Source organism: Lysobacter sp. Root983 (genome assembly GCF_001429345.1).
GTDB lineage: Bacteria > Pseudomonadota > Gammaproteobacteria > Xanthomonadales > Xanthomonadaceae > Lysobacter.
This window is the reverse complement of record NZ_LMJO01000021.1, coordinates 59,042-83,911: the sequence shown is the minus strand read 5'-3', so window position 1 is coordinate 83,911 and position 24,870 is coordinate 59,042. Positions and strand designations below refer to the sequence as shown.

Below are 24,870 nucleotides of genomic sequence, written 5' to 3'. Positions count from 1 at the left end.
GTGAGGGCGCGCCGCAAGCCGCAAGCTCCCACCTCACTCGTCGCCCTCATCCGCCCTTCGGGCACCTTCTCCCGCAGGCGGGAGAAGGRAGATCAAGTGCRCSTCGCTTTAGCCCCTCTCCCGCTCGCGGGAGAGGGGTTGGGGTGAGGGCGCGCCGCAAGCCGCAAGCTCCCACCTCACCCGTCGCCCTCATCCGCCCTTCGAGCACCTTCTCCCGCAGGCGGGAGAAGGGAGATCAAGTACGCCTCGCTGTAGCCCCTCTCCCGCTCGCGGGAGAGGGGTTGGGGTGAGGGCGCGCCGCAGGCCGCAAGCTCCCACCTCACTCGTCGCCCTCATCCGCCCTTCGGGCACCTTCTCCCGCAGGCGGGAGAAGGAAGATCAAGTGCGCCTCGCTTTAGCCCCTCTCCCGCTCGCGGGAGAGGGGGGTGAGGGCGCGCCGCAGGCCGCAAGCTCCCACCTCACTCGTCGCCCTCATCCGCCCTTCGGGCACCTTCTCCCGCAGGCGGGAGAAGGAAGATCAAGTGGGCCTCACCTCACCTCCTCTCTCGCAGGCGGGAGAAGGGCTCAGCCCCAAGACGGATCCTCGCGCGTGGAGCATCGCCGCCGCGCGTGGAACATTTTCGCAGCGATTTATTAACTTCGTTTTCACCCGCCCACCCGACTTTGGTCGCAGTCCACGCGAAACCCCCATCGGATCAACGCTTTTCACCCCAGCCGCCAGATTTAGTGTCGTCCACCCCTTGCGCCCACGCCTCAGCGTGCGATGCTGGGTTCGTGGCTCCGGCTACGGAGCCGCATTCCCTGCAACGTGTAAGGAGGCCTCCGATGCGTATCGAAACCCACAGCCAGCAGATCGAAGTCACCACCGCCCTGCGTGACTACGTCGAAACCAAGCTGGCGCGGCTGCAACGTCATTACGAACAGCCTTTCGACATCCGCACCCAACTCAGCCTCGACAAGCCCGACCATCGCGCCGAAGCGACCGTGAACCTCGCCGGCCGCACCCTCCACTGCGACGCCGCCGCCGTCGACATGTACGCGGCCATCGACCTGCTGGCCGACAAGCTGGACCGCCTGCTGATGAAGCACAAGAGCAAGCTCGTCGACCATCACCGCGGAGAAAGTCTCGCCCGGAACGGCGAATTCGGCTGATCGTTCGGGGATAATGCGGCGCCTCCCGACGCTGTGTTGAACGATGCCGCTTCATGAACTGCTGAGCGCGCAACGGGTCGCGATCCTGGAGGAATCCGGCGATCGCGACGCCGTTTTGGACGCCGCCGCGCGCCTGCTGGGCGACGGCACGCCGACGGCGATCCGCGCCATCGGCGACAGCCTGCGCGAACGCGAACGCTTGGCCAGCACCGCCATCGGCCACGGCGTGGCCATTCCGCACGGGCGCAGCGCCCTGTTCGACGACAGCCGCGGCGCCTTCCTGCGCCTCGAACAACCGGTAGACTTCGGCGCCGCCGACGGTGAAAAAGTCGATCTGGTGCTCGCCATGACCGTGCCCGAACATTACGTGCAACAGCATCTGCAGCTGCTGGCCGAACTGGCCGAGCGCTTCGGCGACGCCGATTTCCGCGCTGCCTTGCGCGGCGCGGCCGACGTCGACGAACTCGGCTGGCGCCTGCTCGGCGGCACCGCCCTGCGCAGCGGGGCGCGCGCATGACCACCAGCATCAGCGCCGGCGAGCTGTTCGAGCAGCAGCGCGAACGCCTGGACCTGCGCTGGCTGGCTGGCCAGCGCGGCGACGACCGCGTGGTCGCGGCGGTGGAAACGGTCGCCCGGCGCCCGTCCCTGGCCGGCTACCTCAATGCGATCTATCCCAACAAGGTGCAGATCCTGGGCAGCGAGGAACTGTCCTGGCTGGACGGGCTGGACTCGCGCCTGCGTTGGGAAACCATCGAGAAGATCATCCAGTTCCGCCCGTTGGCGCTGGTGATCAGCAAGAACCAGGCCTGCCCCGAGGACCTGCGCCAGGCCGCCGAGGAAAGCGGCACCGCGCTGTGGGTCTCGCCGCGTCGCGGCCACGAACTGCTCAACCACCTGCAGTACCACCTCGCGCGCACGCTCGCGCCGCGCATCACCATGCACGGCGTGTTCATGGAGATCTATTCGATCGGCGTGCTGATCACCGGCGAATCCGGTTCGGGCAAGAGCGAGCTAGCGCTGGAGCTGGTCACCCGCGGCCACCGCCTGGTCGCCGACGACGCGCCCGAGTTCACCCAGATCGCGCCCGACGTGCTCGACGGCACCTGCCCGGAAATGCTGCAGGACCTGCTGGAAGTGCGCGGCCTGGGCGTGCTCAACATTCGCCAGATGTTCGGCGACACCGCGGTCAAGAACAACAAGTACCTGCGCCTGATCGTGCACCTGACCAAGCCCATGACCGAGCCGCTGCCTTCGGGCATCGAACGCCTCACCGGCGACACCGGCCTGCGCCGGGTGCTGGATCTGGACGTGCCCATGATCACCCTGCCGGTGATGCCCGGCCGCAACCTGGCGGTGCTCACCGAGGCCGCGACGCGTCTGCACAGCCTGCGCATGAAGGGGCTGGATCCGGCCGCGGCCTTCATCGCGCGCCACAGCAATTTCCTCGAGCGCGGCGAATCATGAATCAGAGCGTGGAACCGGTCCTGATCATCGTCAGCGGCCTGTCCGGATCGGGCAAGTCGGTGGCCCTGCACACCTTCGAGGACCTGGGCTACTACTGCGTCGACAACCTGCCGGCCGAACTGCTGCCCGAGTTCGTGCGCAGCGTGGTCCAGGCCGACGACGGCGCGCCGGCCAAGCTCGCGGTCAGCATCGACGTACGCAACCGCCATAGCGATCTGGCCAACATCCCGGGTTGGCTGTCGACCGTGGGCGCACTGGGCGTGGACCCCAAGCTGGTGTTCTTCGACGCGCGCGACGAGGTGCTGCTCAAGCGCTACGCCGACACCCGCCGCCGCCATCCGCTCAGCCAGCTCGGCCTGGCCCTGGCCGACGCGATCGCGCTGGAACACCAGGTGCTGCGCCCGCTGCGCCAGATCGCCGACGCAGTGGTCGACACCAGCGACCTCAACGTGCATCAGCTGCGCCGCTACGTGATCACCGAGTTCGGCATGGGCGGCGAGACCGGGATGTCGTTGCTGTTCGAGTCCTTCGCCTACCGCCGCGGCGTGCCCGCCGACGCCGATTTCGTGTTCGATGCGCGCGCGCTGCCCAACCCGCATTGGGACCCCTCGCTGCGCCCGCTGTCGGGCCGCGACGCGGGCGTGCGCGACTACCTGCAGGCGCAGCCCTATGTGCAGCAGTTCGTAGGCCAGATCGGCGAATTCCTGGACACCTGGCTGCCGCGCCTGCAGGCCGACAGCACGCGTAGTTACGCGACCATCGCCTTCGGCTGCACCGGCGGCCGCCATCGCTCGGTCTATCTGGCCGAGCGTCTGGCCGAGCATGCGCGCGAACGCGGCTGGAACGAAGTCGCCGTGCACCATCGCGAGCTGGACTGAGCGCGCGGTCGCGACTTCCGCCTGTCGCATCCATCGCCGCGTCGTGGCGGCGAATCGCCGCCGACTTCGCGCGCGTCTTACGAAACTTTTGCGCATTCGTACCGCTGCTCTACGTCGGCGCCGCTACGGTGGATACGCGCTCTCCGGCGCACTCCGCACCCTCCGGAGCACCGACGATGACCCATCGCATACGCAATCCGCTGCCCGTCCTGCTCGCACTGACCGCCGCGCTGGCGGTACCGCTGGCGTTCACGCAATCCCCGTCCATGCCGCAGGATCCGTCGCCGACGACCGGCGGCGATGCTGAGCCGACGAGCCCGGCCGCCACCCGCGCGACGCCCGCCTTCGCCGAATTCGATGTCGACGGCGACGGCCAGATCCGCCAGGCCGAAGCCGCGATCGACAGCCCACTCAGCCGCCACTTCGCCACGCGCGATGAAAACCGCGACGGCGCGCTGAGCGAGGTCGAATACCAAGCCGGCGCCGCCGAGCGCGAGACCGACAAGCGCAAGTAAGCTGGACGCCGCGACCGCGGCGCCGCGCGGCGCGATCGCGGGCCGGCCCAGACATTAGGAGACCGTCATGAACACCCATGCCCACCGCCCGCTGACCCTGGCCTTGAGCGCCCTGCTGGCCGGCGCCGCGTTGACCGCCTGCAGCAAACCCGAGCCGCCGGCCGGGGAAATGCCGCCGCCGACCACCGAGCCGGCAGCGCCCGCGGACACGGCACCGCCGCCGGCCGATACCGCGCCGCCGGCGACCGACACCGGCGTGCCGCCGCCGGTCGAAGGCAGCTCCAACCAGACCCCGCCGGACCAGGCCAAGACCGACGCCAAGCAGCCACCGGCGCACTGAGGGCCCGCCCCTAGATCCCGCAAGGGCGGCCTCCGGGTCGCCCTTGCCGCGAGCGTCGCCGACCGCCCTCGCAAAATCGCAAACGCGGCGCTTCCGGCGCTTCCGGGCTGTCACCGCGGTCTGTTAAGTTGGCCGCATGAGCGTCGGCATCCTCCTCATCACCCACGAAGGCATCGGCAACGCGCTGGTCGCGGTCGCGAGCCGGTTGATGCGGCCGTTGCCGCTGAAGCTGGAAGCGCTGGAAGTGCCGTTCGACGCCGACCACGAGCTGCTGCTGCCGATGGCCAGCGCCGCGCTGCGCCGCGTTGACGGCGGCCAGGGCGTGCTGGTGCTGACCGATCTGTACGGCGCCTCGCCCAGCAACCTCGCCGCCCGCGTCGCCCGTCTGGGCACGCCGGTGCGCCGCGTGTCGGCGCTGAGCCTGCCGATGCTGCTGCGGGTGTTGAACTATTCCGACCTCGACCTGGACGAACTCCCCGCGGTCGCCGCGGCCGGAGCGCGCAACGGCGTGATCATCGACGAGGCCTGATGTCCAACCCCAGACCGCAACGCGACACCGCAACACCGAGACGGATTTTGAGGAACCCGCAATGATCGAACGCGAACTGACCGTCTCCAACCGACTGGGCTTGCACGCCCGCGCCACCGCCAAGCTGGTGCAGGTGCTGTCCGGCTTCCGCAGCAGCGCCACCCTCACCGCCAAGGGCCGCGAGGTCAACGCCAAGAGCATCATGGGCGTGATGCTGCTCGCCGCCGGCCAAGGCACATCGGTCAAGCTGCGCGTGGACGGCGAGGACGAAACCTCCGCGGTCGATGCCGTGATCGCCTTGTTCGATCGCCGCTTCGACGAAGACAGCTGAGTTGAGGGCGCGTCCATGAGAGAGACTCGATGAGGCAAGCGTTCTTCGGACATGGCGCATCGCGGGGCAGCGCGCTGGGCCGTGCCCGGGTTCGCCTGCCGCACGCGCTGGAAGTCGCCGAGGAACGGATCTCGCCGGCCCAGGTCGAGGCCGAACTGGCGCGCCTGCACGCCGCCATCGAGACCGTGCGCGGGGAAATGCATGCCCTGCGCGAACGCCTGCACGGCGCGCTCGCGCACGAGGTCGGCGAGTTCCTCGACCTGCACACCCTGCTGCTGGACGACCCCGAACTGCTGCACGGCCTGGACGAGCTGATCCGCACCGGCCGCTACGCCGCCGACTACGCCCTGCGCCTGCAGCGCGACCGCATCGCCTCGGTGTTCGAGGCCATGGACGACGCCTACTTCCGCAGCCGCGTCGACGACATCGACCAGGTCATCGGCCGCATCCACGCCGCCCTGCACCGCCGCGCCGGCGAGATGCAGGGCGTGGCCGGCGAGATCCTGATCACCGACAACGTCGCCCCGGCCGAACTGGCGCAGCTGCAGACCCAGGGCGTGCTGGCGATCGTGACCTCCGCCGGCAGCGCGCTCTCGCACAGCGCCATCCTGGCGCGCAGCCTGCACCTGCCGCTGGTGGTCGGCGCCGCGCAGGCCCTGCTCAAGATCAACGACGGCGACGCGCTGACCGTGGACGGCAGCAGCGGCACGGTGATCCTGGAACCCAACGCCGACGACCTGCGCGCGCACCGCAGCCGGGTGCGCGAGCACGCGCGCGAGCGCAAGCAACTGCACCGCCTGCGCCGCGAGCCCACCCGCACCACCGACGGCGTCGACATCAAGCTCTACGCCAACGCCGAATCGCGCGAGGACGTGGCCGAGGCGCATGCCCTGGGTGCGGCTGGCGTCGGCTTGTACCGCACCGAATTCCTGTTCCTGCAGCGCAACGAACTGCCGACCGAGGAAGAACAATTCCGCGCCTACCGCGACGTGGTGCTGGGCATGACCGGCCGTTCGGTCACCATCCGCACCCTGGACCTGGGCGCGGACAAGGCCGATCGCACCGGCCTGGCCTTGCGCGACGAACCCAATCCGGCCCTGGGCCTGCGCGGCGTGCGCCTGTCGCTGGCGCGCGACGGCCTGCTCGAAACCCAGTTGCGCGCGCTGCTGCGCGCCTCCGGCTACGGTCCGCTGCGCGTGCTGGTGCCGATGGTGAGCTCGCGCGAGGAGATCCGGCGGGTCAAGCGCATGCTCGACCAGGTCGCCGCCGATCTGCGCCACGAGGGCCATGAGATCGCCGAACACGTGCCCCTGGGCGCGATGATCGAAGTGCCCGCCGCAGCGATCGCCCTGCCCAGCTTCATCGGCGCGATCGACTTCCTGTCGATCGGCACCAACGATCTGATCCAGTACCTGCTCGCCGCCGATCGCAACAACGAGGCCCTGGGAGAGCTCTATACGCCACTGCACCCGGCCGTGCTACGCCTGATCCGCGACGTGATCCGGCTGGCGCGCGCGCGCGGAAAATCGGTGGCGGTGTGCGGCGAGATGGCCGGCGACCCGGCCTTCGCGCCGCTGCTGCTGGCCCTGGGGCTGGAGGAATTCAGCCTGCACCCGGCGACCTTGCTGGAGCTGCGGCGCGCGATCCGCGGCATGGACCTGGGTGCGCTGCGCGCGCGCGCGCCGGCGTTGCTGCGCGCGCGCGACCGCAAGGCGATCGAGGCCTGGCTGCGCGCGAACTGAAGCGCGGCGGCGACGGCCGGTCTACTTCCAGCCGTCGAAGTAGAAGCTGCCGGTCACGCAGTTGCTGCTGATCTTCTGACACATCTGCGCGCCCTTGCCGCAGCGCGCCAGCGCCGTCGCCAGCGCCTGCTCCTCGCTGCGGCCCTTGTCGGCGAACAGGCTGGCGTTGCCGTCCGGCCCCATGCCCACCGCGATCGCCGCGCACTCGGCGCGATAGGCGAGCAGGATCTTGCAGTCGGCGCCGCCGCCGTTGGCGCGGCAAGCTTCGATCGCGCCCCGCTCGGCTTCCTTGCGTTCGCTGATGCCGTTGTCCTGTCCGGCCATGCCCAGGCTGCGCTTGACCGGATCGTGGGCGATCGCGGCCCAGGCCTTGTACTCGTGTTTGATCGCCTGCGGATCGCCGTCGGGGGCCGACTGCGCGGGTTTGTTGCCGCCGTTGATGCCGTAGCCTGGCAGCGGGATGCACAACTGTCCGGCCGAACTGCCGCCGGGATAGAGTCCGTCCGGGCAGCCCTGCTCGGCGCGCGCGCCGCCGGCGGCCAGCAGCAGGCCGATCAGGGCCCACGTTCTGATGTTCATCTTCGTTCCCCCGGGCTGGCCCGCTGCGGTCCGCACTCGCGTCGAATACGCGAGTGCGCGCCCCGCCATTGTCGCCGGCACGCGCGCGCCGTTCGAATGCGCCACCGGACTGTCCGCCGAATTTGCGGCGGGCCGGTCGCGCACGCGCAGGCATGCGCGTGCCTGGATGCGTCCGGCGATACGGCGTAGGCCACGCTGTCGCGTCGGCAAGCCGATTTCTCTGGGCTTTGCCGCCGCCGCGGGCGATAATGACCGCATGAACGCTTAACCCAGTCGCCGCCCTCGTGGCCGCGACGCGCCAACGGAAGTACCGCATGGCCGAAGCCGTCCGCCACGACAAGACCGCACGTCAGCTGCGACTGCTTTCCGACGCGCTCGACAGCGGTCGTCTGGGGCCGGTCCGGCGCCTGGTCAACACCCTTTCGCCCGCCGAGATCGGCAACCTGCTCGAATCGCTGCCGCCCGGCAAGCGCGTCGTGGTCTGGGGCCTGGTCGATCCCGAGGACGACGGCGAGGTGCTGGTCCACGTCGGCGACGAAGTGCGCGAAAGCCTGCTGGCGGACATGGACACCGACGAGATCGTGGCCGCGGTCGAGGACCTCGACATCGACGACCTCGCCGATCTGGTCGAGGATCTGCCCGACACGGTCATCGACGAAGTCCTCAAGTCGATGGATCGCGAGAACCGCGAGCGCCTGGAGCAGGTGCTGTCGTACGCGGAGGACACCGCCGGCCGCCTGATGAATCCGGACGTGGTGACGGTGCGCGCCGACACCACCATCGACGTGGTGCTGCGCTACCTGCGCCTGCGCGGCGAGCTGCCCGAACACACCGACCACCTGTACGTGGTCAGCCGCCGCCACCAGTATCTGGGCCGGATCGCCCTGGCCGCCCTGCTCACCCACGAGCCCGGCACGCCGATCAACGAGCTGATCGACGACGAGCAGCCGGCGATCGACGTGACCGAGACCGACAGCGAAGTCGCGCGCCAGTTCTCCGACCACGACTGGATCAGCGCCCCGGTCGTCGACGACAACAACATCCTGCTCGGCCGCATCACCATCGACGACGTGGTCGACATCATCCGCGACCAGGCCGAGCACCAGGCCTTGAGCGCGGCCGGCCTGGACGAGGACGAGGACTTGTTCAGCCCGGTCCGGCGCGCGTTCCGGCGCCGCCTGATCTGGCTCAGCGTGAACCTGTGCACCGCCTTCCTGGCCGCCAGCGTGGTCGGCCAGTTCGAGGATTCCATCGCCAAGCTGGTCGCGTTGGCCGCGCTGATGCCGATCGTCGCCGGCATGGGCGGCAACGCCGGTACCCAGGTGCTGGCGCTGATGATCCGCGGCCTGGCCCTGGGCCAGATCGGTGCGTCCAATGTCGGCGTGCTGCTGCGCAAGGAGCTGTCGGTGGCGCTGATCAACGGCGTGGTGCTGGGCATCGGCCTGGGCCTGATCGTGCTGCTGTGGTTCCGCCAGCCCGGTCTGTCGCTGGTGATCGGCGCCGCGCTCACGATCAACCTGCTCACCGCCGCGGCCGGCGGCGTGCTGGTGCCGGTCACGCTCAAGCGCCTGGGCTTCGACCCGGCCCTGGCCGGCGGCGTGGTGTTGACCACGCTGACCGACGTGATGGGCTTCCTGAGCTTCCTCGGCCTGGCCACGTTGATCCTGCTGCGCTGAGCGCGCCCGGACGCAGCGGCGCACACGTGGATCGTGCTGCGCATCACCGCGCCCGCTGAACGGGATCCACGAACGTGAACGACGACTTTTCCCAATGTGGCGGTCGCGGCAAATCGCAGGATCGCGCATGGACAGCGCGGAAATCGCACGGAATGATGCGATCAACAAGGATGCCGTGGACAGCACGATGCTGCGACCCGTTACCGTTCGCCTGTGGGCGATCCTGCTGCCGTTGGCCGTGATGATCGCGGCCTCCTGCACGCACACGCCCGCGGCCCGCGAACACGGGGCCTTCGTCGAACGCAGCCTGGACCTGGACGGCAAGACCTATCGCTATCAAGTGTTCGTGCCCGCGCGCGCGGCCGGCGGCCGGCATCCGCCGGTGCTGCTGTTCCTGCACGGCTCGGGCGAGCGCGGCGACGACAACCAGCGTCAGCTCGCGGTGGGCCTGGCGCCGCACATCCGCCGCGTCCAGGACGAGTTCCCCGCGATCGCGGTGTTCCCGCAGTCGCCCGCCGACGAATCCTGGACCGACGGCACCGCGCGCATGGCGCTGGCGGCGCTGGATGCGGCGATGCGCGAATTCGACGGCGACCCGGACCGGGTCGCGCTGACCGGGCTGTCGCGCGGCGGCTACGGCGTCTACGAACTGGCGCTGCTGCAACCCGACCGCTTCGCCGCGCTGGTGCCGATCTGCGGCGGCGTGACCGCACCCGGCGCACTGGGCGATCTGTATGTGCGCGGCGTGGCCACCGACGACGACCCGTTCGCGATCGCGGCCCAGCGCCTGCACCGCCTGCCGACCTGGATCTTCCACGGCGACCGCGACGAGTCGGTACCGGTGCAGCAGTCGCGGCGCATGGCCGAGGCGCTCAAGCAGGCCGGCGGCGACGTGCGCTACACCGAGTTCGCGGGCGTCGCGCACAACGCCTGGGATCCGGCGTACGCCAGCGACGCGCTGTGGTCTTGGCTGTGGCAGCAACGTCGCCGCTAAAGCGGATGGTCGAGAGCGACCGCAACGGCCGCAAGAAGCAGAACAGCAACAGCAACAGCAAATCCCCCTCAATCCCCCTTTGCTAAAGGGGGAGGAAGAGCATTGCCAACGTGCTGCCGTCCCCCCGCTTGCCTTCCCCCTTTGAAAAAGGGGGATCGAGGGGGATTTGCTCTACCCGCTAGGGGTATTTGCTCTACCCATTATTAGGCGGGATTCGCTTCTACCCGCTCAAGCCTTCTTCAGAAACTCGGTGCGCAGCACCAGTCCCTTGACCTTCTCGACGTTGCACTCGATCAGCTCTTCGTCGTCGGTGAGGCGGATGTTCTTGCACAGGGTGCCGCGCTTGAGCGTCACCGAGGTGCCCTTGACCTTCAGGTCCTTGATCACCAGCACCGAGTCGCCGTCGGCGAGCGCGGTGCCATTGCTGTCTTTCACGATCATGCGTCGGTGTCCTTAGCCGGCGCCGAGGGCGTCGCGGCTGGTGATGGGGTCAACCCTTGAGCAGGGCTTCGAGTACGGCCATGCGCGCGGCGACGCCGTTGGCGACCTGGGTCAGGATCAGCGACTGCGGGCCGTCGGCGACCTCGTCGGTGATTTCGACGCCGCGATTGATCGGGCCGGGGTGCATCACGATCGCGTCCGCGGCGGCGCGCTGGAGGCGCGCGGCGGTGAGACCGTAATCGCGGTGGTAGTCGTCCAGCGACGCCACCAGGCCCTCCTCCATGCGCTCGCGCTGCAGGCGCAGCATCATCACCGCGTCCACGCCTTCCAGCGCGGCGTCCAGATCGTGCGACACCGTGCAGCCCTGCAGGGTCGCCGCGTCGGGCAGCAGCGCGGCCGGGCCGCAGACGCGGATTTCGCCGGTGCCCAGCGCGCGCAGCGCGTGCAGGTCCGAGCGCGCGACCCGCGAATGGCGCAGGTCGCCGACGATCAGCACGCGCAGGCCGGAGAAATCGGTGCCCTTGGCCTGGCGCAGGGTCAGCATGTCGAGCAGGCCCTGGGTCGGGTGCGCGCTGCGGCCGTCGCCGGCGTTGATCAGGCTGGTGCCGGGGTTGGCGTGCTCGGCCAACGCCGCGACCGCGCCGTCCTCGTGATGGCGGATCACGAAGCCGCGCACGCCCATGGCTTCCAGATTCTTGAGCGTGTCCAGCGCGGTCTCGCCCTTGCGCGTGGACGAGGTCGAGGCATCGAAGTTGATCGTGTGCGCGCCCAGGCGCTGGGCCGCGAGCTGGAAGCTCATGCGGGTGCGCGTGGACGGCTCGAAGAACAGCGTGCACACCGCCAGCCCGTCCAGCGCGCGGCGGTCGTAGTGGCCTTCGGCGAAGGCCTGGGCGCGGATCAGCAGCGCGGTCAGAGCCTCGTGCGAGATTCCGTCCAGGGTCAACAGATGGCGCGGCGCGGCGGCCGGCGGCGTATGCGAAAACGTCGAGTTCATGCGGCGGGCAGTTGGTTCAGGTCGAGAGCGTCGTCGGGGGCGGCCAGGTAGCGCTCGACGATCACCGCCGCGGCGACCGCGTCCAGCGCCTCGGCGTCGCGCCGGCGCTTGCGGCCCTCGGCGCGGTCGGCGGCGAAACGCTGCGCGGCCTCGATCGAACTCAAGCGCTCGTCCACCAGCACCACCGGCAGGTTGTAGCGTGCGTGCAGCTCGCGCGCGAACGCATGCGCGCGCAGGCGGGCCGGCTGATCGCCGCCCTCCAGGGTCATCGGATCGCCGACGATCAGGCCGTCGGGGCGCCATTCGTTGCGCAGGCGGTCGATCGCGTTCCAGTCGGGGCCGTGGCCGTGCACGTCCACCACCGCCAGCGCGCGCGCGCCGTGGCCGAAGGCGCTGCCCACCGCCACGCCGATCCGGCGCGCACCGACATCGAAGCCCAGTACCGTGCCGTCGCGGCGGATGACCGTACGCTGATCGGCGTCGGCGTTCATGCGTGCCCGGCGTAATCGGCCAAGTGCGCGAAATCCACGCCGATACGGCCCGCCGCGGCGTGCCAGCGCGCGTCCAGCGGCAGGTCGAACAGCAGCTCGGCGTCGGCCGGCGCGGTCAGCCAGTCGTTCTCGGTCAGTTCGTGTTCGAGCTGGCCCGAACCCCAACCGGCGCAGCCCAGGGCGACGATGGCGTTCTCCGGACCTTCGCCGCGCGCCATCGCTTCCAGGATGTCGCGCGAGGTGGTCAGGAACAGCGCATCGGCGATCGCCAGGGTCGAGTCCCAGTGCATGCCGCCGTCGTGCAGCACGAAGCCGCGCTCCGGATGGACCGGGCCGCCGGCCAGCACGATCTGCGAACGCAGGCGGTCGTCGCCGCCGTCCACGCCCATCTGGCCGAACACCTCGCCCAGGGTGTACTCGGACGGTCGGTTGACCACGATGCCCATGGCACCGTCGTCGTCGTGCTGGCAGATCAGGGCGACGCTGCGCGAAAAGTTGGTATCCGACAGCGCGGGCAGCGCGATCAGGAGCTGGCTGGCCAGGGGTGTGGGCATCACGGACATGGCGCCATTCTAACGTGCGTGCCGCGCTCGCGGGTCGTGACCGATCCGTCGTAGCATGGGGTTTGCCCCCTACCCCGGACCCGAGCCATGCCCCGGCCGATCCTCCGTTTTCCGGCGCCCGCCACGGCCGCCGTCGGCCTGCGCCACGGACGCGCCTGACCGTGTCCGGCTACTGCGACTACGCCCCCGGCCATCCCCTGCACGGCCCCTATCACGACCGCGAGTACGGGTTCCCGCAACGCGCCGAGGCCGAGCTGTTCGAGCGCCTGATCCTGGAGATCAACCAGGCCGGCCTGAGCTGGGAAACCATCCTGCGCAAGCGCGAGGGCTTCCGCCTGGCCTACGACGGTTTCGACGTCGACACCGTGGCCGCCTACGGCGATACCGAACGCGGGCGCCTGCTCGCCGACGCCGGCATCATCCGCAACCGCCTCAAGGTCGACGCCGCCATCCACAACGCCCAGATCGTGCAAAGCCTGCGCGACAGCCACGGCGGATTCGCGCAATGGCTGGACGCGCACCTGCTGCTGGACGGCCGCGCGCGCGACAAGACGGCCTGGGTCAAGCTGTTCAAGAAAACCTTCCGCTTCACCGGCGGCGAAATCACCAACGAATTCCTGATGAGCCTGGGCTACCTGCCCGGCGGCCATCGCGAGAGCTGCCCGGTGTACGCCAAGCTGGCCAAGCTGCGCCCGCCGCCGCCGTGGATGCGGGCGGCGAAGGGCTGAGCGCGACACGCCCCGTCGCGGGCTACGGCGTATGCCGCGCGCTCACTTTCTTGCAGCAGCCAAGGGCACTGCGGCGGGCGGCGACGGTGGCGCATTGGCGTTCGGTAGCCAGAGCTCGATGATGCGTTCCTCGGGCTTGAACGCGCCGGGCAACTTGCGCAGCTCGATCTGAGCCCCATTGACGTACCAGTCCGCGATGTTCGGTTGCAACCATTCCCCGAGCGCCGCCGCGCAGGCGCCCTGATCGTCCATGCGATGCACGACCAGCGTCGGCTGCGTGTAGGACTTTGGCGCGTCGCCCTTTCGAGCGCGCGCTGATCGCACGACATCTTCAATCCCAGGCATGGTCGCCGCCGGTGTCAATTCGGTCCAGGGCAGGTTCGACGCGCGAGTGCGCGTGACCTCGTCGTAGACCTGAACGTAGACAACGACCGGGTATGCGCCGCAGGTCCGCTTCACCACCTGCGCAGGCGACGTCCGCGCGATCCTGGCTTCGTCGGTCTTTTTCGTCGAGGCGGTTCCGTCGGCGGCATCCCCGGACGAACGCCCTCCACCCGGTTTGGCGCCGCTCTCGTCACTCTCGGCAGGGCTCTTGTAAGTCGGTGCCACCGCAGTGAACCCGGTAGCTTCGTCGGTCCGCCCCCAATAGGCATCGCGAGGGTCGCAAACCGCCTCGCAAAGATTTTTGTGCGCCGTTTGGAGCAATGGGCAGGTCTTAGCCAGTGACGGCGCCTCCGGAAGTCCGCAACTGCGCTGCACCGCTCTGACCAGTAAGCCGCGATCGCTGAGCCTTTCGCTCTCGTTGCGCACCTGCCGATAAGTCGCGGCCAGCACGTCGTTCATATCCCCCTGAAGGTCGAATTTCCTCGCGGCGTCTATCCTGGCCCGGACTTTCTCCATATCCGCTTTCACATCGGTCTCGGCCTTGGCATCGGCCCCAGCCGTTGCCGCGCCCTGCGCTTCCTGCTTCACTGCGGCCTCGAACCCGTCCGCCGTTTTGCCTTCAAGCACCCACAGGGGAAGCGCGGCACGCAACTCGGCAAGCCGCCTCACCGACTCAGCGGCCTCTGTCCGACGTTGTTCGGCGAGTTTGTCGAAGACGTTCCATGCCGGTACCAGTAGCGTCGCGACCAGACCCGCGCCGAGACCCGCGCTGAGCGCCGCTGCTCTAGTCTCCGGACGCCAAAACGGCTTGGTCCCCTGCTCGCCTTCCGGCATTGACGGACGCAGGCGGCGCAGGGACGGTAGTGCGTCCTGCGGCGCCACCGGCATCGCCCAACCCGGCAGTTGCTCGAGCCAACCAGGTTTCAGCGAGCGGCCGAAGTCTTCGCCCAGGCGGTGGTAACTCTCCCATTGCGCCTCATCGAAGAACTGGTCCGAAGTCGGCTGCTGCGGGAAGGCGGGGTTCCGGCGGGCATAAGCCAGCACATCGCTGTCCAGAGCGAAGTGCAGATTCGGCTTCACTACCAGCAAAGTCCCCAGCTTTCGGACCCCTTGCTCGTCGGGCCGATAACGGATGCGCGCTAGCATTACGCCCCGCGCCGTGTAGTTGTCGCGCAACTTCTCCGGAGCCAGCACGCAAATCTGATCGTCTTGCATCAACGGCAGGTGACAGACGCTGTCCTCGGTGTAGAACTCGATCTCGGCGCCGAAGTCGATGCGTGCCTTGCGGATCAGGTTCTCCAGGTCGGCGAACTCGTAGGACGGATCGGCGCCGCAGTCGGCCAGGACGATGAAGTCGAGCTGGCGCCGCAGTAGCGAATGCACGCCGGTATTGTCGAAATGGCCGCCGTCGGACAGGTACCAGGCGCGCGCGCTTTCGCCGTCGAACGAAGCCGTGGCCTCGGCGATCAGGCGCCCGAACTTGGAGTTTCGATAGCGCCGCCATAGCGTAGGGCCGAGTCCCTGCGCGCCTGTGGCGCCAGCCCCTGCGACGCCTGACCCGGGACGTTCCGACTGCCCCGGCGAACGCCCGGTGTCGAACCAATAGCCCAGCCGGGCGCCCACCAGAAACAGCAGCATTGCCCACCCGGGCGTCGTGTTGGAGCCCGCACCCGGCGACGCGGCGGCACCGGAAATCGCGATCCAGCGTCCGAGCTTGTCCAGGCGCTGCGCACCCACCTGTGCACGCTCGCCATCGCGACCGACCTCCAAACCGAAGCTACTGGCGACCAAAGGCGCCCCCTTGCGGTCGGCGTTGTAGAGCTTGCTACCAGCGTCACGGGTCTGATTGAGGCAGATGTTAATCAGATGCAGCGGCCCCCCGCATTCGTACGGCCGATAGTCGATCAGCGCGATGTCGTCGGCGCGCAGGGTGGTGGCCACGCTCGAGAACTCTTCCGGACTGATCTCGCGTTCGGTGACCAGGTCGTGCTTGGGAAACCGTATCGGGTTTCCCACCGCCAAGTAGGTGCGGGTCAGGCGCGAACGGTAGAAGCCGTGCAACGACGTGGCATTGACGGTCTCGGTATGCAGGCCAGTGCCGAGGAACCAGGTCAGCAGCCCTAACAGCAACCACAGCAGGCATAACAGGCTCGGCTGTTGCAACATCCACCGCAGCCATGACCAACGCGGCAGCAGCATCGATGAATCCCACACAGGCAGAGCCAAGCGTTCGCACCAACCGCTCAGAATCAGGTGGGGATCGACTCCGTGTCGGCCGAATATCCACCATTGCACCGCCGTCACCCACAGCACCGTCAATGCCAGCACCGCGCCCAGGCCGAGTACGTTGATCAGCAACGGCATCAGCCCCGGTCGCGGGCCCTCCTCGGTCGAGAGCAGGCGCTGGATCGGCTCGCCGAACGCGCGCACCACCACTACCAGCAGGCTGCCCAGGCCGAGGCTGCCGTAGACCCAGGGCGCGCCGGCCTCCAGGTTCCGCATCAGCTTCCAACTCAGCAGATCCACGACGCCCAGTGCCGCCAGGGCCAATGCAATCAGGTTGATCTTGCGCAGATGCGCGGTCAGCAGATCTCGCTCGCGGGTGTTGAAGGTGTCGCGGTCGTCGCTGGCGCCGCGCACGCGCGTCCACAGCCACAGGCCGTAGCCGGAGACGCTGGCCAGCACCAGCACGGCGAGGAATTTGGCCGAGTACGCCGGCAGCGGTGGGCCGACGTCGGACAGGCGCGAGGCCAGCAGCACCGTGACCGCGCCGGCCACCAGGACCATGGCGATGTCCCAGCGCGAGTAGCGCGGCGGCGCGGTCAGCGCGGCCGCGTCCTTGGGCGCGACATCGCGCAGCGCCCAGTACGCCATCAGATTGCCGGGCGCCAGCAGCAGCCAGCTCAGCGCCGCCAGCGGCCACCAGGCAGTGCGCCAGCCGCTCCAGTCCTGCGGCGCCAGCAAGGAAGTCAGGCTTTGCAGCAGATGCGGCAGCACCACCAGGGTGCCGATCGCGATCGCGAGCAGGGCGAACTCCAGGTGCACGGCCAGTCCCGCGCGCAGGTAGGTCGCGATGGCGATGCCGTAGTCGCGCGCGCCGCGTGGCGTCAGATAGCGGCCGTAACGGCGCAGCCAGGCCAGCGGCAGGGTGTCGCCGCGGCTGAGCACGCGTTGCGCGTCGACGATGCCCAGCGCCGCGATCAGCCGGCCCAGCGCCGCGCCGGCGTAGCCGCCGCCGGACACCGTGGACAGGTAATCGAAGCGCGGCAGCAAACCGTTCTGGGCCAGGCCGCGGATCAGCCCCAGGCAGAAGGTTGCGCTGCGCACGCCGCCGCCGGACAGGGCCAAGCCGATGGTGCTTGGCGGGCCGCCCTGCGGACCGATAATGCCGGCGAATTTCCGGCGGGCATCGATCGCGGCACGCTCGGCCGCGTCGATCGTCGTTGCTATCGCCTCGGCGTTCGCATCTATTTCCGCGTGTGCCTGGCCAGACGCTACGGATCCTGGGTCGATGCTGGCCATGCGACATGCTCCGTGTCGTTGGGTTCATCCCTGCTAGTGGCAAACGATACAGATGCGTACGACAGGACACCGCACCGGCTGTCGGATAAGACGCTCCTGTTATTCGGCACCAAAAATTAAGGCAATGTGTGCCATGGGTGCATGGATAAAGGGCTGGCCCTTATTTGAAAGCGCTCTAGATGCCACGCATGTGCACCGCACATAAAAAAGCCCGGACCAGCCGGGCTTCTTCGTGTGGCGGTGCGCGTCGCGCGCGTCAGCGCACTTCCGCGACCTCGACGCCATCCATGCCCTGGGCCAGGGTGCGCGCGTCGCCGCCCTGGGCGAGCTTGATGCGCAGGCGCACTTCGTTCTGCGAGTCGGCGTAACGCAGCGCGTCCTCGTAGCTGATCTCGCCGGCCTGGTAGAGCTCGAACAGGGCCTGGTCGAAGGTCTTCATGCCCAGCTGCACGGACTCCTTCATCACTTCCTTGAGCTTGTGGATCTCGCCGTCGCGGATGTAGTCCTGGACCAGCGGCGTGCCCAGCAGGATTTCCATCGCGACCCGGCGCGCCTTGCCGTCCGGGGTCGGGATCAGCTGCTGCGCGACCACGCCCTTGAGGTTCAGCGACAAGTCCATGAGCAACTGGCCGCGGCGATCCTCGGGGAAGAAGTTGATGATGCGGTCCATCGCCTGGTTGGCGTTGTTGGCGTGCAGGGTGCACAGCACCAGGTGACCGGTTTCGGCGAAGGCGATGGCGTGGTCCATGCCCTCGCGGGTGCGCACCTCGCCGATCATGATCACGTCCGGCGCCTGGCGCAGGGTGTTCTTGAGCGCGGCGTCCCAGCTGTCGGTGTCGATGCCGACCTCGCGCTGGGTGATGATGCAGCCCTCGTGCTTGTGCACGAACTCGATCGGGTCCTCGATCGTGATGATGTGGCCGCTGGAGTTCATGTTGCGGTAGCCGATCATCGCCGCCAGCGAGGTCGACTTACCGGTACCGGTCGCGCCGACGAAGATGATGATGCCGCGCTTGGTCATCGCCAGCGTCTTGATGATCGGCGGCAGGTTGAGCTCTTCGACGGTCGGGATCTTGGTCTCGATGCGGCGCAGGACCATGCCGACCTGATTGCGCTGGTAGAAGCAGCTCACGCGGAAGCGGCCGACGCCGGTCACGCCGATGGCGAAGTTGCACTCGTGGGTCTTTTCGAACTCCTCGCGCTGCTGAGGGTTCATGACGTTGAGCACGAGATCGCGGCTTTGCTGCGGGGTCAGCGGGTTCTGGGTGATCGGCGAGATCTTGCCGTGGACCTTCATCGACGGCGGCATGCCGGCGGTGATGAACAGGTCCGACGCCTTCTGGTGCGCCATCAGCTTGAGGAACGAGGTGAAGTCGATGGTGCTCATGGGATGCTCCTACTGAGCCGGGATGGGGGATTGGGGATTCGGGATTTGCAAACCCCGACCCTGCACCGCAACTCCGGCCTGAACTGAATACTGCTTTTAACCAATCTCGAATCCCGAATCTCGAACCCCGGTCTCAATCGAACAGGCGCTTGTCCTTGGCGTACTCGCGGGCCTGCGGGCGCAGGATCATGCCGCGCTTCACCAGGTCCTGCAGGTGCTGGTCGAGGGTCATCATGCCGTGGTTCTGGCCGGTCTGGATCGCCGAGTACATCTGCGCGACCTTGTCCTCGCGGATCAGGTTACGCACCGCCGGGATGCCGACCATGATTTCCCAAGCCGCGGTACGACCGCCGCCGACCTTCTTCAGCAGCGCCTGCGAGATCACCGCGCGCAGCGATTCGGACAGCATCGAGCGCACCATCGGCTTTTCGCCGGCCGGGAACACGTCGATGATGCGGTCGACGGTCTTGGCCGCGGACGAGGTGTGCAAGGTGCCGAACACCAAGTGGCCGGTTTCGGCCGCGGTCAGCGCCAGGCGGATGGTTTCCAGATCTCGCAACTCGCCGACCAGGATGTAGTCCGGGTCTTCGCGCAGCGCCGAACGCAGGGCCTCGTTGAAGCCGTGGGTGTCGCGGTGGACTTCGCGCTGGTTGATCAGGCACTTCTGCGAGGTGTGCACGAACTCGATCGGGTCTTCGACCGACAAGATGTGCGCGTACTCGTTCTTGTTGATGTGGTCGATCATCGCCGCCAGCGTGGTCGACTTGCCCGAACCGGTCGGTCCCGTGACCAGGATCAGGCCCTGCGGCTGCTCGATCAGTTCCTTGAAGATGCGCGGGCAGCCCAGGTCTTCGAGCGACAGCACTTCCGAGGGAATGGTACGGAACACCGCGCCGGCGCCGCGGTTCTGATTGAACGCGTTGACGCGGAAGCGGGCCAGGCCGGGAATCTCGAACGAGAAGTCGACCTCGAGGAATTCTTCGTAATCGCGGCGCTGCTTGTCCGACATGATGTCGTACACCAGCGAGTGGACCTGCTTATGGTCCAAGGCCGGGATATTGATGCGCCGCACGTCGCCATCGACGCGAATCATCGGCGGCAGGCCGGCCGACAGATGCAAGTCGGATGCCTTGTTCTTGACCGAAAACGCCAACAGTTCGGCGATATCCATGCGTGCTCCCCCGCACTGCAACAGAACTTCAGATGGAAACTTCAGACCACACGTAGCGACGCCACAGCGAAACGCCTAAACGCAAACGAGCGACAATAACGGCCAGCCGCAAGTGGCGGGAAGCGTCCCCTGCGAGGCAGTATAGCCCCGTACCCGCATTGCCGAACCAGCCCTCTTTCACAGGATTCCTCACGTGCGCGCGCACGCCCTGCTCGGCATCTTGCACCAGTTGGATAACGCCGCGCGCCTTGCGCAACGGCCAGTACCGCAGTTGCTCGCGGTCAGCAAGACCCAGGATGCGACCGCCGTCGCGGAACTGGCGGCGGCCGGGCAACGCGCGTTCGGCGAGAACTATGTTCAGGAAGCCGCGACCAAAACCGCGGCCCTGGCCGAACTGAGACTGGAGTGGCATTTGATCGGCCACCTGCAGTCGAACAAGGCCGAGCAGGCCGCGCAGCTGTTCGACTGGGTGCAGACCGTGGACCGGCCCAAGCTGGTCGCGGCCCTGGCCCGCCACCGCGATCCAGCGCGGGCGCCGCTGCAGGCGCTGATCCAGGTCAACATCGACGACGAGGCCAGCAAGCACGGCTGCCGGCCCGAGGATGCGCCCGCGCTGGCGGCCGCGATCGCGGCCGAACCGCGCCTGCGGCTGCGCGGCCTGATGGTGATCCCGACCCCGCACGCGGATCCCGAGCGCCGCCGCCCCGCGTTCCGCCGCGCCTACGCCTTGTTCGAGTCGCTGCGCGCCGACCACCCCGGCCTCGACACCCTGTCGATGGGCATGAGCGACGACTACGCGATCGCGATCGAGGAAGGGGCGACCATGGTCCGCATCGGCACCGCGCTGTTCGGTGCGCGCCCGCCCAAGGCCGCCGCATGAGCGCCGCGCCAGACGGGCAGGACCGCATCGTGTTCCCCGGCAATCCCTGGCCGGAAGGCCACGCGATCGCCGAATTCGACTGGAGCGCGCGGGTCGAGGGCGAGGATGTGTGGTTCGACCTGCACCTGGTCGGCGCCAAGTACTACGCCGAACGCGAGATCGCCGACGACGGGAACGACGCGGCTTCGGACTGGGCCTCGCCGATCGTGTGGGGCAACTACCACCACTGCATCCTGTCCTCGGTCTATTGGGGCGAGAGCGGCGGCATCCGGATCGGGCCGCTGGCGCAGTTCTCGCTGGCGGCGCTGGACGGTGCCGAATTCGTGGCCGATCCGTTCGACGGCGACGGGGAGCTGCCCGACGCCGACGAAGATCCGGCGTTCGGGCTGTACCTGCTCGGTCACGACAGCGCGGTCGATCACCGCATCCGCTTCCAGCGCCGCGGCGACAGCGACCGCTACGACCTGCTGTGGTCGGGCCGGATCGCCCTGAGCTACGCCGGCGACTACGTGCCGCGCTACCGCTTCGAAGCGCGCATCCTCGACCGGCCCTGTCCGCCGCTGCCCGGCGCATCCCCGCGCACGAGGTTCTAGCGCGGGAGCGCAGCCGCCTCGGTATGCTGGCGCTCCAGTCCCGCACGCCGCGAACGCCATGCCCGCATCCGAAACCGCCCTGTCCCCGCTCAGTCCGGTCGCCTTCATCGGCGGCGGCAACATGGCGCGCAGCCTGATCGGCGGCCTGGTCGCGCGCGGCGGCGACGCCGACGCGATTCGCGTGGCCGAGCCGGTGGATGCGCTGCGCGAGGCCCTGCAGCGCGATTTCGGCGTGCCCAGCTACGCCAACGCGGCCGAGGCCGCGACCGGCGCCGTCGTGTGGCTGCTCGCGGTCAAGCCGCAGGTGATGCGCAGCGTATGCGCGGCGCTGGCGCCGCTGGCGCAGTCGCAGCGCCCGCTGGTGATCTCGATCGCGGCCGGCATCACCGCCGGCCAGCTCGACCTGTGGCTGGGCGGCGGCCAGGCGGTGGTGCGGGCGATGCCGAACACGCCGGCCCTGCTCGGCGCCGGCATCACCGGCCTGTACGCCAACGCCGCCACCGCCGAACCGCAACGCGCGCGCGCGGCGGCGCTGCTGGACGCGGTCGGTCCGACGGTGTGGATCGCCGAGGAGGCGCTGATGGACGCGGTCACCGCGGTCTCCGGCAGCGGCCCGGCCTATGTGTTCCTGCTCGCCGAGGCCATGCAGGCCGCGGGCGTCGCCCAGGGCCTGGCGCCCGAGGCCGCGCGCGCCCTGGTCAATCAGACCCTGCTGGGCGCGGCGACCATGCTGAGCCAATCCGACGAGTCCGCGCAGGTACTGCGCGCGCGCGTGACCTCGCCCGGCGGCACCACCCAGGCAGCGATCGAGACCTTCGAAACCGGCGGCTTCCATGCCCTGGTCGAGGCCGCGATCGCGGCCGCTACCCGACGCGGCCGCGAGCTCTCGGCCGCCAACGATTGACCCTTTCCACCGGAACCGCCGCCATGCGCACCGCCCTCGCTGTCTGCCTGCTGTCCCTCGCGCTGCTGAGCGGCTGCGGCCGCGAGGCGGCGGTGCCCACCGGCTCCGGCAGCGCCGGCGCCGCGCCGCAGGAGGCGACCGTGCGCAGCGGCGACGTCACCGTGCGCGCCAGCGCATTGCAGACCTCGGCGCTGTCGCCGGCGGTCGCGCAGCAGTACGGCATCGCGCGCGACGACGCCACGGTCTTGCTGCTGGTGGCGGTGCGACGCGGCCCGGACGGCCAGGACAACGCGATCCCGGCGCGCGTGAGCGCGACCGCAACCGACCTGCGCGGCCAGCGCCGCACGCTGGAACTGCGCGAACTGCGTACCGGCGAGGCGGGCAGCGCGCAACTGCTGGACTACGTGGGCACCGTCGAGATCGCCCTGCCCGACACCCTGCGCTTCGAGTTGAGCGTGGCGCCGGAGGGCGGCGCACCGACCACGCTGCAGTTCAGCCGCGAGTTCTATCCGCGCTGAAGGTCGCGCGCGGACGTAATGCATCCGAACCGCGACAGTTGATCGGGATGGGGCGCCGCGTCGCTCCACGATGCGTTCGCGGTGAACCCGTCGAACCATGAGCGGATCGCCAGCGCGGCGCCACGATCAGTCGTTGCGGGTCAGCGCCTCGATGCGCAGACGCTCGCGCGCATCGAACGGCGCCAGCAGCGCCGCCAGCCGGGCTTGACGCTGGGCCGCGCTCAAACCGCGATCGGCCAACACCTGCGAGCGCGCGACGCGATACGCGGCCACGCGCCGATTCCATTGCGCGCGGCGTAGATCGAGCTCGCCCAATCGCTGCGCCGCTTCCCGCCCGAACGCCGCTTCGCGTTCGGCGTAACGGCGTTCCGGCGCGGCGCCCTCGGCCTCGAAGCGCGCGCTCTGGCGCATCGCCAGGGCGACCGTGTCGCCCTCCGTGCGGGTCGCGTCCAGGTCCAGGCCGTACGCGGCATCGAGTTCGCGCAGGCGCGTGGCGCGTTGCGCGGGCGCGAGACCGCGATCGCGCTGCAGCGCCTGGCGCGCGATCGCGTGCTCAAGGCGACGCTCGTCTTCGCCATACCAGGCCTGCGCGACCGTGGCGCCGAGGCGGCGGCGGCGCAGCTCGCGGCGACGCTGCAGATCCGCGCTCAGATCGCCGCTGGCGCCCAAGGCCGCGCTTTCGCGCTCCAGCGCGACATAGGCATCGAACCAGGCCAGTACCTGCGCCAGCACCGCCGCGCCGACGCGCGGCTGCAGATGGCGACGCAGGTCGTCGCGGATGGTCGCGGGCGAGCGCTCGCCCAGGCGGGTGAGGAAGTAGTCGAATAGCCGCCGCATCGCACGATCCGGAACCGCCTTGCCCGCGGCATTCAAGGTCAAGCCGCCGTCGACGCCGGTGCCGCGCAGCGAGTCGTCCGCGGCGGCCGCGGCGGCAGGCGGGCGCCCCATGCGCGCATCGGCGGCCGCGTTGGCGGCCGCCGAGGGCGGTGCCGGGGTCAGGGCCGGCGTGGTCTCGCGACTCCGGCCCGACAGCCCCAGCACCAGCGCCAGGCCCGCCGCCAGCATCAGTACCAGCGTGAAACGCAGCATGCCTACAGCCCGGCGTTCTTCAGCCGGTTCAGATGGGCGCGGTAGACGCTGGGCGGATTGGACGCGAACAGGCCGCGCAGGCCGGCGACCTGGTTGACCTCGTCGAGGTGGTTCCAGGCGTAGTCGTCGCGGATCACGCTGCCCAGATGCGAGGAACAGCGCCCGACCAGGCCGTCGTTGGCCTCGAACCCGAAGAACAGCGCGCCCGCGCCCAGCAGCAGATCGCTGGGATCGAACACGTTGCTCAGCGGCGAGGTGCCGCCCATCGAGTAGTAGCGCACGCCGCGCACGCTGGCCGCGCCCTGGCCGCAGGCGCTGCCGGGCAGGCCCTCGGGATAGCGCGCGTTGAACGCGGCCGCGCCGGCGCTGTCGAGCGAAGCCAAGGCGGCCAGCGCGTCCTGCGGATCGTCGTCGCCGGACAGGAACTCCAGGAACGATCCCAGCGCATCGGCGAGGCCGGCGACCAGGCCGCGGCCAGGCGAGCCGGGCGGGAACGCGGTGCCGATGCCGTCGGCGACCTTGCTGCCGGTGTGCGGGCTGCCCATCGAGGTGATCGAGGCGACCAGGTCCGGGCGCACCGAAGCCACGTAACGCGCGGTCGGTCCGCCATGGCTGTGGCCGATCAGGTTGAAGCGGCTGTAGCCGTAAGTGGCCTGCAGGGTTTCCAGGTAGTCGATCAGCTGTTCGCCGCGCAGTTCGCTGGAATTGGCCGAGGACACGTTGGCGACATAGACCTTGGCCCCGCCCGAACGCAGCTGCCCGGGAATGTCGTACCAGTAGTCGTAGATGCCGCCGAGTTCGTCGAAGCCGAACAGGCCGTGCACCAGCACGACCGGGTGCTTGGTCTTGGTGTAATCGTCGGCGCTGGCCGGCAGGGCCGCCGACAGCAACAGCAGGACCGCGAACAGCCTGGCCCAGACTCCGGCGCGCAACGCGCCCATACGCAGGATCGATCGCGACATGTTCCCTCCCAGAAACGGTGCCGTACCGCAGGCGAGGCCGGCG

25 protein-coding genes and 1 pseudogene are annotated in these 24,870 nt (G+C 69.0%); 16 read left to right on the top strand and 10 right to left on the bottom strand.

Annotated elements, in window-relative coordinates; all coding sequences use genetic code 11:
• Positions 1-825 precede the first annotated feature (825 nt).
• The 9 genes from raiA (at position 826) to ptsP (ending at position 6,951) form a co-directional block, all read left to right on the top strand.
• A complete protein-coding gene (raiA, locus tag ASE43_RS20615; protein WP_056182815.1) occupies positions 826-1,152 on the top strand; it encodes a ribosome-associated translation inhibitor RaiA in 327 nt (108 codons plus the stop codon).
• Between the two features lie 43 nt (positions 1,153-1,195).
• A complete protein-coding gene (locus ASE43_RS20610; RefSeq protein WP_056182813.1) occupies positions 1,196-1,669 on the top strand; it encodes a PTS sugar transporter subunit IIA in 474 nt (157 codons plus the stop codon).
• Positions 1,666-2,616, top strand: a complete 951-nt coding sequence (hprK, locus tag ASE43_RS20605; RefSeq protein ID WP_056182810.1) for an HPr(Ser) kinase/phosphatase — start codon at positions 1,666-1,668, stop codon at positions 2,614-2,616. Before ASE43_RS20610 ends, hprK begins: the two co-directional genes overlap by 4 nt.
• On the top strand, positions 2,613-3,494 hold the full coding sequence (gene rapZ, locus ASE43_RS20600; protein ID WP_057161764.1) for an RNase adapter RapZ: 882 nt from the start codon (positions 2,613-2,615) through the stop codon (positions 3,492-3,494). Before hprK ends, rapZ begins: the two co-directional genes overlap by 4 nt.
• A 176-nt stretch (positions 3,495-3,670) precedes the next feature.
• Positions 3,671-4,009 carry an EF-hand domain-containing protein gene (locus ASE43_RS20595; RefSeq protein ID WP_057161763.1) on the top strand — a complete coding sequence of 113 codons (339 nt, stop codon included), beginning with the start codon at positions 3,671-3,673 and terminating at the stop codon, positions 4,007-4,009.
• Positions 4,010-4,076: 67 nt separating this feature from the next.
• Entirely contained in the window at positions 4,077-4,349 is a 273-nt protein-coding gene (locus tag ASE43_RS20590) for a hypothetical protein (RefSeq protein ID WP_057161762.1), read from the top strand.
• A 136-nt stretch (positions 4,350-4,485) separates the two neighbouring features.
• Positions 4,486-4,878, top strand: coding sequence for a PTS fructose IIA subunit family protein (locus tag ASE43_RS20585; RefSeq protein WP_056182799.1), 393 nt, complete (start codon positions 4,486-4,488; stop codon positions 4,876-4,878).
• 61 nt (positions 4,879-4,939) lie between these two features.
• Complete coding sequence (locus ASE43_RS20580) at positions 4,940-5,209, top strand: HPr family phosphocarrier protein (protein ID WP_056182795.1); 270 nt, start codon at positions 4,940-4,942, stop codon at positions 5,207-5,209.
• 29 nt (positions 5,210-5,238) lie between these two features.
• Complete coding sequence (gene ptsP, locus ASE43_RS20575) at positions 5,239-6,951, top strand: phosphoenolpyruvate--protein phosphotransferase (protein WP_056182793.1); 1,713 nt, start codon at positions 5,239-5,241, stop codon at positions 6,949-6,951.
• A gap of 21 nt (positions 6,952-6,972) precedes the next feature.
• Here the strand turns inward: ptsP and ASE43_RS20570 are convergent, their stop codons facing one another.
• Positions 6,973-7,530: a DUF4189 domain-containing protein gene (locus ASE43_RS20570; protein ID WP_057161761.1), complete on the bottom strand. Its 558-nt coding sequence runs from the start codon at positions 7,528-7,530 to the stop codon at positions 6,973-6,975.
• A 314-nt stretch (positions 7,531-7,844) separates the two neighbouring features.
• Here ASE43_RS20570 and mgtE point away from each other — a divergent pair, with 314 nt between their 5' ends.
• Together mgtE and ASE43_RS20560 are read left to right on the top strand one after the other, a co-directional pair.
• Positions 7,845-9,206 (top strand): magnesium transporter, encoded by a 1,362-nt coding sequence (mgtE, locus tag ASE43_RS20565; protein WP_056182786.1) that lies wholly within the window; start codon positions 7,845-7,847, stop codon positions 9,204-9,206.
• 187 nt (positions 9,207-9,393) lie between these two features.
• The gene (locus ASE43_RS20560; protein WP_057161770.1) at positions 9,394-10,200 is read left to right on the top strand and encodes a prolyl oligopeptidase family serine peptidase; all 807 of its coding nucleotides are present in this window, start codon (positions 9,394-9,396) and stop codon (positions 10,198-10,200) included.
• Between the two features lie 228 nt (positions 10,201-10,428).
• On the opposite strand, the pseudogene ASE43_RS20555 reads toward ASE43_RS20560, so the two are convergent.
• From ASE43_RS20555 to ASE43_RS20540, 4 genes and pseudogenes are all read right to left on the bottom strand, one after another.
• Positions 10,429-10,638: pseudogene (locus tag ASE43_RS20555) on the bottom strand (alkylphosphonate utilization protein); the annotation flags it as partial.
• Between the two features lie 52 nt (positions 10,639-10,690).
• The gene (locus ASE43_RS20550; protein WP_057161760.1) at positions 10,691-11,635 is read right to left on the bottom strand and encodes an aspartate carbamoyltransferase catalytic subunit; all 945 of its coding nucleotides are present in this window, start codon (positions 11,633-11,635) and stop codon (positions 10,691-10,693) included.
• Positions 11,632-12,126 (bottom strand): Holliday junction resolvase RuvX, encoded by a 495-nt coding sequence (gene ruvX / locus ASE43_RS20545; RefSeq protein ID WP_056182780.1) that lies wholly within the window; start codon positions 12,124-12,126, stop codon positions 11,632-11,634. The genes ASE43_RS20550 and ruvX overlap by 4 nt, the downstream gene beginning before the upstream one ends.
• Entirely contained in the window at positions 12,123-12,689 is a 567-nt protein-coding gene (locus ASE43_RS20540) for a YqgE/AlgH family protein (protein WP_056182775.1), read from the bottom strand. Before ASE43_RS20540 ends, ruvX begins: the two co-directional genes overlap by 4 nt.
• Before the next feature lie 161 nt (positions 12,690-12,850).
• Between ASE43_RS20540 and ASE43_RS20535 the strand changes: the two genes are divergently transcribed.
• Entirely contained in the window at positions 12,851-13,417 is a 567-nt protein-coding gene (locus ASE43_RS20535; protein ID WP_057161759.1) for a DNA-3-methyladenine glycosylase I, read from the top strand.
• Between the two features lie 42 nt (positions 13,418-13,459).
• Here ASE43_RS20535 and ASE43_RS20530 read toward each other — a convergent pair whose 3' ends face one another.
• From ASE43_RS20530 to ASE43_RS20520, 3 genes are all read right to left on the bottom strand, one after another.
• The gene (locus ASE43_RS20530) at positions 13,460-17,323 is read right to left on the bottom strand and encodes a patatin-like phospholipase family protein (protein ID WP_157500158.1); all 3,864 of its coding nucleotides are present in this window, start codon (positions 17,321-17,323) and stop codon (positions 13,460-13,462) included.
• 256 nt (positions 17,324-17,579) lie between these two features.
• Positions 17,580-18,710, bottom strand: coding sequence for a PilT/PilU family type 4a pilus ATPase (locus ASE43_RS20525; protein WP_056182768.1), 1,131 nt, complete (start codon positions 18,708-18,710; stop codon positions 17,580-17,582).
• Positions 18,711-18,843: 133 nt separating this feature from the next.
• On the bottom strand, positions 18,844-19,881 hold the full coding sequence (locus tag ASE43_RS20520) for a type IV pilus twitching motility protein PilT (protein ID WP_055903397.1): 1,038 nt from the start codon (positions 19,879-19,881) through the stop codon (positions 18,844-18,846).
• A 229-nt stretch (positions 19,882-20,110) separates the two neighbouring features.
• Here ASE43_RS20520 and ASE43_RS20515 point away from each other — a divergent pair, with 229 nt between their 5' ends.
• Genes ASE43_RS20515 through ASE43_RS20500 form a run of 4 tightly spaced genes read left to right on the top strand, consistent with a single transcriptional unit; the run spans position 20,111 to position 22,776 of the window.
• Positions 20,111-20,761 (top strand): YggS family pyridoxal phosphate-dependent enzyme, encoded by a 651-nt coding sequence (locus ASE43_RS20515; RefSeq protein ID WP_057161769.1) that lies wholly within the window; start codon positions 20,111-20,113, stop codon positions 20,759-20,761.
• The gene (locus tag ASE43_RS20510; protein ID WP_057161757.1) at positions 20,758-21,354 is read left to right on the top strand and encodes a hypothetical protein; all 597 of its coding nucleotides are present in this window, start codon (positions 20,758-20,760) and stop codon (positions 21,352-21,354) included. The genes ASE43_RS20515 and ASE43_RS20510 overlap by 4 nt, the downstream gene beginning before the upstream one ends.
• A 58-nt stretch (positions 21,355-21,412) precedes the next feature.
• Positions 21,413-22,258, top strand: coding sequence for a pyrroline-5-carboxylate reductase (proC, locus tag ASE43_RS20505; protein ID WP_057161756.1), 846 nt, complete (start codon positions 21,413-21,415; stop codon positions 22,256-22,258).
• A gap of 23 nt (positions 22,259-22,281) precedes the next feature.
• Complete coding sequence (locus ASE43_RS20500) at positions 22,282-22,776, top strand: DUF4426 domain-containing protein (RefSeq protein ID WP_057161755.1); 495 nt, start codon at positions 22,282-22,284, stop codon at positions 22,774-22,776.
• Between the two features lie 126 nt (positions 22,777-22,902).
• On the opposite strand, the gene ASE43_RS20495 is transcribed toward ASE43_RS20500, so the two are convergent.
• A complete protein-coding gene (locus ASE43_RS20495) occupies positions 22,903-23,865 on the bottom strand; it encodes a lipase secretion chaperone (RefSeq protein ID WP_057161754.1) in 963 nt (320 codons plus the stop codon).
• A 2-nt stretch (positions 23,866-23,867) separates the two neighbouring features.
• Positions 23,868-24,827 (bottom strand): triacylglycerol lipase, encoded by a 960-nt coding sequence (locus tag ASE43_RS20490; protein ID WP_157500157.1) that lies wholly within the window; start codon positions 24,825-24,827, stop codon positions 23,868-23,870.
• Positions 24,828-24,870 lie beyond the last annotated feature (43 nt).